This window comes from Clostridioides sp. ES-S-0054-01 (genome assembly GCA_021561035.1).
Taxonomy (GTDB): Bacteria; Bacillota; Clostridia; order Peptostreptococcales; family Peptostreptococcaceae; genus Clostridioides.
Genome location: CP067346.1, coordinates 643822 through 656291, shown reverse-complemented (window position 1 = coordinate 656291; position 12470 = coordinate 643822). Strand labels below are relative to the sequence as shown.

The following is a 12470-nucleotide window of genomic DNA, read 5'->3' as shown; positions in this document are numbered from 1 at the left end:
TTTAAATCATTGCGATAAAGAAGATTTTTATTAACCTTGAAGCACAAATTATTTTACATTACCAAATACTTAACTACCAATTTAGTTAATCGTATTTATTTTATTTAATGAACATTTTATTTAATTATTATCTTGATTCAATTACTAGTTTATCTTATAGCCATCTTATTTAATGGCTATCTTAATTTAATTATCATCTTATGGACATCTTATCTTATTTAATGGCTACCTTAATTTAATTATTATCTTATGAACATCTTATTTAATGGCTATCTTAATTTAACTACTAGTTTATCTTATGAACATCTCATTTAATTACTACTTTACTCAGAAATTATTTAATTTGAAAGCTTATACTTTTTAAGTTTACGCCAAAGGGTAGTAGTACTAATCCCTAATTGGCTTGCTGTAGTTGATTTTACTCCATTATTTTTCTCTAATGTTTCAAGAATTAATTTTTTTTCATAATCTACAATTTTATTGTCTACCAAAATAGGAGAATAATCTACTGTAGGAGCTGAACTTATATCCTTTTTAAAATGTGGTTCAGAAATTAATATGTCAGAAACTAAGTTCTCATCTATAAAATTATCATCACACATAACTACCAATCTTTCTACTATATTTTTTAACTGTCTTATATTACCAGGAAAATCATATCTACTTAATATTTTAAGTGCAGACTCAGATATTGAAACTGGTTTGTTGTAGTGAGATATAATAGAATATGTCAGTTGCTTGATATCTTCTTTTCGCTCTCTAAGAGGAGGTAAATCCAATTTCAACACACAAAGTCTGTAAAATAAATCTTCTCTAAAGTTATTATTGTCAATCTGTTCAACTAAGTTTTTATTAGTAGCTGTTATAACCCTTACATTAATAGGTACAACTTTAGTATCACCTATTCTAGTAACTTCCCTCTCCTGTAATACTCGTAGCAGTTTGACTTGAACATCTTTAGAAATCTCTCCTATTTCATCTAAAAATATAGTTCCATTATGTGCTAATTCAAAGACACCTGCTTTCCCTTCATTTCTAGCACCTGTAAAAGCACCCTTTACATATCCAAACAATTCACTTTCAAGTATATTTTCAGGTATAGCTGCGCAGTTTATAGCCACAAAAGGTCCATTAAATCTATTGCTATAATTATGTATACTTTGAGCAAATATTTCCTTCCCAGTACCAGATTCTCCAGTGATTATAATTGTAGAATCAGATTTGGCAAATTTCTTTGCCATATTTACTGAGTGCATCAATGCATCACTTGAACCTAATATATCGTTAAAAGTACTCTTTGCAAAATGAGATTTTGAAATCAGACTCTCCCTTATTTCTTTTTCTGTAGATTGAATGTTTTCTATGTCTTGTATAGTTGCAACACACCCAAAATGTAAGTTATCAATTATGATAGGAAAACACTGAACCTCCCATGACTCAAGTCACAGGGTTCCTGCTTCATAGAATTTCGCATACTAAAATATGTATTCTCCACAGGCTATCCCCGTAGTTCCTACGGTTCTTACATAAGTTATCTATTTTGAATTGTTATTAGTCTTAATCCTTCTTTTAATATATTTATACTTGCATTTATATCTCTATCGTGAGTTTCATTACAACAAGGACAAATCCATTCTCTTATATTTAAGTCCTTAACTTCCTCGTTTTTATACCCACATTTATTGCATATTTGTGAACTTGCAAAGAATTTGCCTACTTTTACAATTTGTCTACCATACCAATTAGCCTTGTATTCTAATTGACGAACAAATTCTGACCACGACACATCAGAAATAGAGAGAGATAGTTTACGATTTTTAATCATGTTCTTTACTTGTAAATCTTCTATGCAAATAATATCATTCTCTTTTATTAATTTAGTAGATAATTTTTGTAGAAAATCCTTCCTTTGATTAGCTATATGTTCTTGAAGTCTTGCAACTTTTAATCTTGCTTTATTTCTATTTAAACTACCGATTGTTTTTCTCGATAATTCTCTTTGTAATTTAGAAAGTTTTCTTAATGACTTCTTAAGATACTTAGGATTTTCTATAAATTCTCCACAACTTGAGATACAAAATTCTTTAATTCCTAAATCTAAACCTATCTGATTATTAGTCTTTTCAAATGCTTCAATATCTACATCAGTACAGCATAGTGATACATAATATCTACCACTTGGTTCTTTAGATATAGTAGCATTAAGTATTCTCCCTTGAGGGACTTGTTTATCCCTTACTTTAACCATACCAAGTTTAGGTAATTTTATATATTTACTAAAGTACATAATGTTTCCATTTGTAAAGTTCGTCTTATATGAAAATCTATTAATTTTCTTTGATTTAAATTTAGGAAATCCTGCCTTTCCTTTAAAGAATTTTTCATATGCGTTTTCTAAATCTTTTAAGGTGTTTTGTAGTGAAAATTTGTCAGGTTCTTTAAGCCACTTTAATTCTTTTTTTAAATTGGTCAAATCAGAACTGCACTGTTTATAAGTAAAAGTTTCTTTATCTTTTTTATAAACTTCTATTCTTTTAGCAAGATATTTATTATATACAAATCTACAACATCCAAAAGTTTTGTTAATTAACTCTTGCTGTTTTTTATTTGGATACATTCTAAACTTATAAGCTTTTTCCACTACTATCACCTCACTTTACCTGTTTTTTCTGATTAATTAATATATTTTCTTATCTGCTCCCCTGTATTTTATGATACAGTAGCAACTAAATATATTAATTAAATCTTCTTCAATTTCATTTGTTAATACTGGAAGTCTATATTTTACACACCATGCTATATGGTATTGTACTAAATATACATATCTGGGTCACTTCAATTTTTCATTACCCATCCTAATATTAACAAGCGCAATTTTTTTAAACAAGTATTTTGAAGAATTTTATATTTATTTTTAAATAACATATACAAATTTTTAAATAACATATACAAGAACCATAAGTCTTAAATTTTATCATTTTTGAGGTTGTCGTTCACATAAGTTCGCTACTACCTATGCAGTTCTCTTATGAACTTCTTACACTTTCATGCAAGCACAGACTATATCTTATCCTTCGGCATTATCCGTTAAGGTCTACCCACTTCCACTACCAATAGCTTGTAGTGTACTTCCCTCAAGAGGAATAGTCGTTGAAGTTTCTCCTATTCGGAGCTTACCTGCTGATTGCCCATTTTAAAGTACTTAGGGTTTAACCTTATACCATCTAACCAATTTTTTCTACTTTCGTAACTTTCACACTTAGGTTTATTTCATCCTTATGTTTTAGTTTGATTAGCTTTAGGGTTTTCCAGCAATTCAAGTAGTATTGGATAGGTTCTATCCTATCTCTACATATAAGTTTCCCTATATGCTGACTATTTTTTAATCAAATGTAAGAGATAAACCTTTAAAATTAATTATATTGTTACATAGAGAATGTCCATTTTTAAGTGAATCTAAAATATCATCAGAAGATAAATAATCCTTTATAAATTTATCAACTTGGTTAAATAGCAACCTTTTTGCTTGATTATTTATAAAAAGTGGTGAGTGATTTTTATCAATGGCAATTATACCACTATGAGTACATTCTAAGATTTCTTCTGTAATAGAATTGCTTATTCTCTTTTCAATACCTATGTTATATAGATGAATTGCTTCATTTATAGATGCATGAATAGATGATTTTTCAACTTCCGTCTCTATACAAGGCTTATTGTATTTAGAAGTGATTTCTTTTGTTGTTTTTCCCCCTATGAAAATCTCAGTACCATTGTCAATTAATTCTTTTATTTTATGTTCAAATTCATAGAGAGAATTTAATTTAGGTATTTCCAAATCAAAATTTGAGATTTCTTTGAATCGCTTAGCAGTTTTATATGATGATTCTAGACCTATAAATCCTATTTTTGAAGAATATTTTAGTGCTTTTTTATATGAATAAAATATATCTTCGTATTTATATCCAATATCTACTATAGGTATTGAAACATGATTACGCAATAAATCAACATTTTGACCACGAGTAATTATTACTTTAGTACCTAAGTTGATTAGATTGTCTGCTAGTTCTATGGTTTCTTTACCTGTAGCAATGTATGATGGAATTTTTATATGTAGTTCTTCAAGCACTTCATTTACAATATCTGAAAATAGCTTAGAAGGAGCAATAACTACTATCTCGTTTTTCATATTATAAAACCTCCTTTTCTGAACATCCCATGACTAAAGTTATCAATTCTTATATAACTGGTTTCTTATTTTTGTATATTCATCTTTTATTCTAGTTAAATTTTATAATTAATTTAATGATTTAATCTGAAAATTCTAGGATGTCTTTTTATTCTAATTAATATCAAAATTATTTTATATTAAATTTACATAGTTAAAAAAGCTTTATAATTGTAAATTATGCTCTTTTTGCATATAATCAATAACCTCATATGAATTGATTTTTATATCTAAATTCCAAATAAATTTCATAATAACTAACTCTAATTTTGATAATTTTTTTAAATACATAGTTATCACTCCACTTCTTTATCCATATAATTAAATATTATAATAATAATTTCACAAAATCAATTCTAATAATAATTGCACATCTCCAGAGACCATTCCTAAGAAAAAAATAAATTATGTTGTTTTATTTATTATTTTCCTGAAATTTTTTGTAATGAGTAAATGGACTTATCCATATTAAATACATATGAAATAGCACATACCACAAAGAAATAAGGCAAATAGCTGTATCCAAAAACCTCTGCTCCGATAAATACAGGTGCAAAAAAAGTATTTGTAGCACTGCCAAATACACTAATATACCCAAGTGCTGCAACTAATTCAATTTGTAAATTAAAAAATCCAGCTAATAATACACCCAGACTAGCTCCAATGGAAAATAAAGGTGTAACCTCTCCTCCTTGAAAACCTGCTGACAAAGTCAGTATTGTAAGTATAAACTTCAATAACCAGTCAAAAGAATAAATTTCTCCACCATAAAAACTATTTTGAATTAAATTTGTCCCTAGACCAGAATATCTTCCCTTATAAAATAAAAGGAATAATACACTTAAACACGCTCCAGTAACAGCAATCCTTATTATAGGGTTTTTTAATCTATTGCCTAATCTTCTCTTTGACAGCTTCAAACACCATGCAAATGCTCCCCCAACCATTCCAAATATAATTCCCAAAGCAATAAGCTTCCAAAATATTGCCAAGTCAAACACAATTTTAGAAGAAAGTGCAAAAGAAAATTTCTCTAACCCCAAAGCTTTTGATACTGTACTTGCTGTAAAAGATGCAGTAAGTGCAGGCAAAAGTGACTTATATTCTAGTGAACCAGCTACCAAAACCTCCATAGCAAACAGAATTGCTGATATTGGTGTCCCAAATAGCCCTGCAAAACCAGCTGACATACCAGTGACTAAGAAAATACTAGAAGCATTTTTTATAGGCAACTTCTTACCTATCCAATGTGAAAAAGTCGCACCAATCTGAACAGCAACCCCTTCTCGTCCTGCACTACCACCGAATAAATGAGTTAACCATGTTCCTGATATTATGAATGGAACTAATCTTAAAGGAATAATTTCTTCTTCCCCATGACCTACCTCAAATATTAGATTCATTCCTTTGCTACTTTTTCCACCATATTTAAGATAGCAGTAATCAATAACAATACCTACTACTGCTAAAAATGGTATCAAATACATTGGATATGTTTCTCGAATATCTGTAATTTTTAGAAGAACTTTTCCAAATATGGTATCTATAAGACCTATAACTGCACCAATTGGTATCCCTGTAATCCCCAACAGAAATAATCCACCATACGTTTGATAAACTCTTTTAATTCTTATTATCATTTTAATTCCTTTCTTCTGTTCAATGAAATATTCTATTTGCTCAATGAAATATTCTATCTGTTCAATGAAATATTTTGAAAATGTTATAACATCTTAATTTTCTCTTCTATTTCTTAAAATACTCTAAGAATGTTTTTCAACTGAGTACTGTAAGACCTTCAAATTCTTTACAGTAAATCATATTCTAAAATACTTGTAATACTATAATATCATCCTTGAAACTTAAGTATAATTCTAAAATAAAGTTCTTACTGTTCATATTTAATTTTCATTCTACATCTTTAAATAAGATTTAAAATAATTTAATAGATTATTATAAATTATTTTAAATCTTATAATACTACTCAATAACTATGTTTTTCAATGCTTCAATTATATTTTTTTGATATAATCCACCATGGCTAAAAACTACATCTTCTATATCATAATTACTTATATTTTTAATAGCTTCTGCCAACTCTTGTTTATTGCTATGCATTACATCAACGGGTTTAAGTTCTCCATCATTTATCTGTAGCAAATCTCCAGCAATAAGTACTTTAGATTTTTTTAAATAAAGACATATATGACCCCTAGTATGACCTCCTGTATGTATAACTTCAATTTCCTCACCTAAATTCAAAATTTCATGGTTATCCAAAGATATATCTACTTCAGCATATGATGATTTAAATCCAAGCCCCATAACATTTAACATCCCAAGCATTTTATCATCAATATTATCTACCATTTGTTCTAGCATATAAAGTTTAAAAGGCGTTTCCTCTCCTGTTATATAGCTGACTTCGCTTTTATATGCGTATACTTTAATATTATTCTTAGATTTTTCTCTTAGATAATTTATGTTCCCTATGTGGTCTATATCATGATGAGTGATTATTATATTTTTTAACTTGTCAAAGCTCGTATTACTTTTATTAAGAGCATCAATTATTAAATCACCTTGCCCTGGAAGACCAGTATCAACAAGTGTTGCTTCATCTTCTGTATAGATTACAGGAATATACATAACTTTATCTTCACCTAATACATTTGATGAAATTTTTAAAATATCCAATCCTTTTGTTAAATTCATAATTTTTCTCCTTATAATTACTTAATTAGAGGTTATTTAATTAAAGAAATCGAGAAAGTATAGATTTCCCTCTAATTATATTTTATTCATTAAAAATTATTAATATCTAGTATATCACTTAAGTTGAGGGATTACTCGACTTGATTTTTCCGTCATTTTATAGTATAGTATTTAATATAGAAATGAGTAATTACAAGCTTTAAGACTACTTTTATTTTTTTATAATCATCAATATATCACTCCTTCATAGTATGCTTTTTCAAAAATTTCAATAGATTCTTTATGCCCATATCCTATGCCATGTGTACAAATCTTTCATAGCATATACGTCTATCAACAATATTGACAGATATTTAAGAAATTTTGGTATGTTACAAGATGAGCAAGGTGCTTTAAATAATATCACTCCAAAGTACTATTCACCTTTCATTATAATTGAGTATCCTAATTATTTTGAAAAAATATTAGAATTCTCAATAATTGATTTTCATAGAATTGAAAACTCATTAAGATTAATATATAGAGATAAGAATTTGGGCAAAGATGGATATATGGATTAAGAAAATACAAGAAAAAGATTAGAGAGGATGAAGAAGTTGAAAAGGGCATACAAAATAGAAATTAATCCTACTACTGAACAAAAATCTAAAATACATCAAACGATTGGTGTTAGTAGATTTATATATAACTTCTATATTGCTCACAATAAAGAAGTTTATGAGAGTAAAGGTGAATTTATAAACGGTATGGATTTTTCTAAATGGTTAAATAATGAATATATTCCTAATAATCAAGATATGAAATGGATTAAAGATGTATCTTCTAAGACTACAAAACAAGCTATTATGAATGGAGATAAAGCTTTTAAAGATTTCTTTAAAAAAACTAAAGGTTTTCCTAAGTTCAAGAAAAAGAAAAATCAGAAAGAAAAATCAGAAAGAAAAATCAGGATGTTAAAGCATATTTTCCAAGGAATAACAAAACTGATTGGACTATTGAAAGGCATAGGGTCAAAATACCTACTCTTGGTTGGGTAAGACTAAAAGAATTTGGATATATACCAACAAATTCAATAGTTAAAAGTGGTACAGTAAGTCAAAAATCTGATAGATACTATGTATCTATATTAGTTGAGGAAGATGATATTCAAGTATCTAACTGTACTAATGAAGGAATAGGTATTGACTTAGGAATTAAAGATTTTGCAATATGTTCAAGTAAATTTAAAAATATAAATAAGACTTCGACTGTCAAAAAAGTTGAAAAGAAATTAAAAAGAGAACAAAGAAAACTTTCAAGAAAATATGAGAGTTTAAAAGTAAGAAATAAAAATATAAAAGAAGGAGTAGCTACTCGTCAAAATATCCAAAAACAGGTAGTCAAAGTACAAAAAATTCATCAAAGATTAGCTAATATAAGAATTGATTATATTAATAAAACAGTATCCGAGGTAATAGAGCAAAAGCCAAGCTATATAACCATTGAAGATTTAAATGTTAATGGAATGATGAAAAATAAGCATTTATCAAAGGCAATATCAAGTCAAAAGTTTTTTGAATTTAGAACTAAACTAACTGCTAAGTGTAAGCAAAATAATATAGAACTTAGAGTAGTTGACAGATGGCATCCATCATCAAAGACTTGTAGCCAATGTGGAGAGATTAATAAAGGTTTAAAACTTAAAGATAGAGTGTACAAATGTGAATGTGGATTATCTATTGATAGAGATTTAAATGCAAGTATTAATCTTAAAAATGCTAAAAAATATAAGATATCTTAAAATCACTTATATATGTACGGAGGGCTAACTTCGGAATTTAAGCCTTTGGAGAACTATACCAAATCGTAGTAGCTTAGGCAAGGCGAGGTTCAATGAAGAAGGAAAAATCTCGATATGGATATATTTGACCATATTTTGAGTAGCAGAATATATGCATTTGAATAAAGTTAGATTTACAGAAGAACATGCTATAGAAGTTACTAATTGGAAATATGAAGGTGAATATTCAATATACAATTTACCTTCATGGGAGGAAATTAAAAAGAATAATTTCTCACTAGCAAAAGAAGATAAACGAAAAAATTTTATAAGTTTTATAGATGACAATAAAGAATTAATAGGTTTTATAAACTTATTAGATAAAGGAAGCTCCGTATTCTTTGGTATTGGTATAAAACCAGATTATTGTGGAATGGGAATTGGTAAAAAAATAATCAGTTTAGGCTTACAAGAATGTAGAAATAAATATAATACTAAACCCATTGTATTAGAGGTAAGAACTTGGAATATGAGGGCTGTCAAATGCTATGAGTCTCAAGGTTTTAAAATAGTTGAGACTAAGATACAAAAAACACCTTTAGGAAATGGAGAATTCTTTGTTATGAGGTATCAATTGTACCCTAATAGAGATAATTTTTAGGATGTACTTATCTGAAGCTTTGGCTCCAATATTAATTCGCTTAGTAAATAATAGTGCTTCTACTATACTTAAAGGAAAATATAAAATCTATACTTACATTATAATCACTATAATAGAGTATTATAGTTGATGCTTTAAGAAAAAACGGTATAACATAAAGAAAATGCTATACCGTGAAACCTTAGAAAAATTCTTACTTGTCGCAAACGAAAATTTAAAATACTTTAACAAAGATAAAATAAATAAAATGATTACTTTTTTTCATAACAATATTTTAAATAATATTCTGTATATTCCATTAAAGTTATTGAATTATATCTATTTCTACTATAAGTAATAATTCTATTGTGTATTTAAAGTAACTAGTTTTCTATATATACCATTTCTTATAAATAGTTCTTTATCTTTACCTGATTCCACAACTTTTCCTTTTTCAAGAACATAAATATTGTCTGCATCTTTTATAGTTGAAAGTCTATGTGCTATAATAATCACTATCTTACCTTTTACATACGCCCTAATATTTCTTAATATCTCGCTTTGGGATATATTGTCAAGTGCAGATGTTGCTTCATCTAGTATCAATATCTTACTATCATTTACTAACGACCTTGCGAGTGCAATTCTCTGTTTTTGACCACCTGATATCTTGACTCCTTTTTCTCCTATAATTGTATCAAATCCATTTTCAAGTCTACTTATAAAATCGTTCATTCCTACTACACTACATATATTTTTAAGTTCTTCATCACTTAAACTTTTATTTATACTTATATTATTTCTAATTGTATCGTCAAACATAAGCATATCTTGAGTAACAATATTTATACTTTTTCTAAGAGATTTTAGATTTATATTTTTTATATTTATTCCATCAATAGTTATTTCACCTTTTTGAATATCCCATAATCTGTAAAGTAAATTTACTATTGTAGATTTCCCACTTCCACTTTCACCAATAAGAGCTGTAGTTTCTCCCTTTCTAAATGTAATATTTATGTTACTTAGAATATAACTATCTGTTTCTATATCTTCATATGTACAATCAATTTGCTCATCTTGTTCTAAATTTTGTAATTTTTTCTTTCCTATTTCTTTATATGAAAAATAGATATTCTTAAATTCTATTATATTGCACTCTTTATCCTCTATTCTCAATCCTCTATTATTTACTTTTATATCTATTTCCTCATCTATTACTGAGTATACTCTATCTAAAGATGCTTTAGCCTGTTGTATTCTTGTATTTGCTCTCACTATACTTATACATGGTCCAATAAACATATTTGTATATTGTTGAAATGCAAGCAGTTCTCCTATTGTCATATTTCCACTTATTATCTTGTACCCTCCAACACCATAAATGGATACTGTTACTAAGATACTAATAGATTTTGCGATTGCAATATTCCCATTCATTATTAAATCCAGTTTTAAGTACTTTCTTATAAGATTTTTTTCTTCACTTAGATATGATGAAAAAAACTTCATTCTTGATTTTGAAACAACTACATTCTTGATATTTGAAACATATTCTTGGATTTTATTTGATAAACTTCCTGAATCTTCTCTTATCTCTCTTGTGTTTTTAGATATAAGTTTGGTAAATTTATTTTGAAAAATACTTAAAATTATTTGAAGTATTAGAACTATCAAAAACAAATCAACTTGCATTCTTACTAGGAAAAATAAAGCCATTGAAGCTGTAAATATATTTACTAATATAGAAAATGCAAGTTCTGCTCCAAAATTTTCTATTATAAATATATCACTTTCAATTATTGAAATAATATTCCCTGTCTTTATATTTGAATAGTATTTTCCTGATAGTTTAGATAAATGATTGAGTAATTTTATCTTTATATCTACTGTTACATTCTTTTTTATAGCCGAATATAAATATGATAAAAGAAGATAAAGTATTGCTGAAGATACTCCAGCAGCTCCATATATAAACATTAGTTTTAAAAGAAGGTTAACATCTTTTGTTCCTATCCCTTCATCAACTATCATTCTTGTTACTTGAGGCTGTACTAAATCAACTACTGCTACAATTATTACCAGAATAAACGAAAGTAAAAGCTTTCCCTTATTCTTCTTAAAAGTAAGGAACGCAAATCGTTTTAAGCTCTTATTCTTATTATTCCTATTTTCTATTTTTTTATTTTTAGAACACTTTTTCTTCATTTCATCCACCTTATTTAATTATTAATCAATACTAAATATAACTTCCAAGACTTTTTATTTTAATATTCTATATTATTGATATGTATTTACTATATGGATTTTATTATTTAAAAGTTATTCTTCTTTGACAACATTAAATTTTAATTTCAGTTTCACCCATATTATGCTCTTTCAAACTTTTATCTAAAATTTTCACAATTTTCCCATCACTTATAGTAATTATTTTATCTGCAGTCTCCGCTATTTTATCACTGTGAGTAATCATAACAAGTGTTTGAGAAAACTCCTTTACACAAATTTCAAGCAACTCCATTACCTCCGCTGTAGTCTTACTATCTAAGTTTCCTGTTGGTTCATCTGCAAATATCACAGATGGTTTATTTGCTAAGGCTCTTGCAATTGCAACTCTTTGTTGTTGACCTCCAGAAAGCTCATTAGGAAACCTTTTTACTTGTGACTCTAATCCTAAACGGAATATAAGATTATTTATATGTGTTTTATCCTCTCGTTTTGAATCTAATAATACAGGTAATACTATATTGTCATATACATTTATAACAGGTATAAGATTATAACTTTGAAATATAAATCCAAACTCTTCTCTACGTATTTTTGATAACTTATCATCATTTAATGTATAAATATCTAAATCATCTAAATACACGTTTCCTGATGTTGGTTTGTCAAGACCTGCCATACAATGAAGTAATGTACTTTTCCCAGAACCACTAGCTCCTACTATTGCTGTAAACTTTTTAGGTTCTATTTCAAGGTCAATTCCTGCTATTGCATGAACTTCATTTTCATATTTACCATATATCTTTTTTAAATTTTTTATTTTCAGTGTTTTCATTATTTCCTCCATTTCTTTTCTAGTAATGTGCAATTTTAAAATATCAAATAAAATATTCACTTTT

Annotated in this window: 9 protein-coding genes and 3 pseudogenes; 3 read left to right on the top strand and 9 right to left on the bottom strand. The window is 27.4% G+C overall.

Annotation, left to right across the window (positions count from 1 at the left end; genetic code table 11):
* Nucleotides 1-338: 338 nt before the first annotated feature.
* The 7 genes and pseudogenes from JJC02_03380 to JJC02_03350 form a co-directional block, all read right to left on the bottom strand.
* The gene (locus JJC02_03380) at nt 339-1256 is read right to left on the bottom strand and encodes a sigma 54-interacting transcriptional regulator (protein UDN55241.1); all 918 of its coding nucleotides are present in this window, start codon (nt 1254-1256) and stop codon (nt 339-341) included.
* Between the two features lie 275 nt (nt 1257-1531).
* The gene (locus JJC02_03375; GenBank protein ID UDN55240.1) at nt 1532-2650 is read right to left on the bottom strand and encodes a transposase; all 1119 of its coding nucleotides are present in this window, start codon (nt 2648-2650) and stop codon (nt 1532-1534) included.
* A gap of 81 nt (nt 2651-2731) precedes the next feature.
* Nucleotides 2732-2800 (bottom strand): annotated as a pseudogene (locus tag JJC02_03370) (IS200/IS605 family transposase).
* Nucleotides 2801-3382: 582 nt separating this feature from the next.
* On the bottom strand, nt 3383-4192 hold the full coding sequence (locus JJC02_03365) for a PrpR N-terminal domain-containing protein (GenBank protein UDN55239.1): 810 nt from the start codon (nt 4190-4192) through the stop codon (nt 3383-3385).
* 213 nt (nt 4193-4405) lie between these two features.
* A pseudogene (locus JJC02_03360) lies at nt 4406-4522 on the bottom strand (BlaI/MecI/CopY family transcriptional regulator).
* Nucleotides 4523-4653: 131 nt separating this feature from the next.
* Nucleotides 4654-5871 carry a chloride channel protein gene (locus JJC02_03355; GenBank protein ID UDN55238.1) on the bottom strand — a complete coding sequence of 406 codons (1218 nt, stop codon included), beginning with the start codon at nt 5869-5871 and terminating at the stop codon, nt 4654-4656.
* 340 nt (nt 5872-6211) lie between these two features.
* Entirely contained in the window at nt 6212-6946 is a 735-nt protein-coding gene (locus JJC02_03350) for an MBL fold metallo-hydrolase (protein UDN55237.1), read from the bottom strand.
* Nucleotides 6947-7248: 302 nt separating this feature from the next.
* Here JJC02_03350 and JJC02_03345 point away from each other — a divergent pair, with 302 nt between their 5' ends.
* From JJC02_03345 to JJC02_03335, 3 genes and pseudogenes are all read left to right on the top strand, one after another.
* The gene (locus JJC02_03345; GenBank protein UDN56461.1) at nt 7249-7506 is read left to right on the top strand and encodes a hypothetical protein; all 258 of its coding nucleotides are present in this window, start codon (nt 7249-7251) and stop codon (nt 7504-7506) included.
* A gap of 36 nt (nt 7507-7542) precedes the next feature.
* Nucleotides 7543-8726 (top strand): annotated as a pseudogene (locus tag JJC02_03340) (transposase).
* A gap of 151 nt (nt 8727-8877) precedes the next feature.
* Entirely contained in the window at nt 8878-9366 is a 489-nt protein-coding gene (locus tag JJC02_03335) for a GNAT family N-acetyltransferase (GenBank protein ID UDN55236.1), read from the top strand.
* A gap of 342 nt (nt 9367-9708) precedes the next feature.
* On the opposite strand, the gene JJC02_03330 is transcribed toward JJC02_03335, so the two are convergent.
* Nucleotides 9709-11562 carry an ABC transporter ATP-binding protein gene (locus JJC02_03330; protein UDN55235.1) on the bottom strand — a complete coding sequence of 618 codons (1854 nt, stop codon included), beginning with the start codon at nt 11560-11562 and terminating at the stop codon, nt 9709-9711.
* Between the two features lie 124 nt (nt 11563-11686).
* Nucleotides 11687-12406 (bottom strand): ABC transporter ATP-binding protein, encoded by a 720-nt coding sequence (locus JJC02_03325; protein UDN55234.1) that lies wholly within the window; start codon nt 12404-12406, stop codon nt 11687-11689.
* Nucleotides 12407-12470 lie beyond the last annotated feature (64 nt).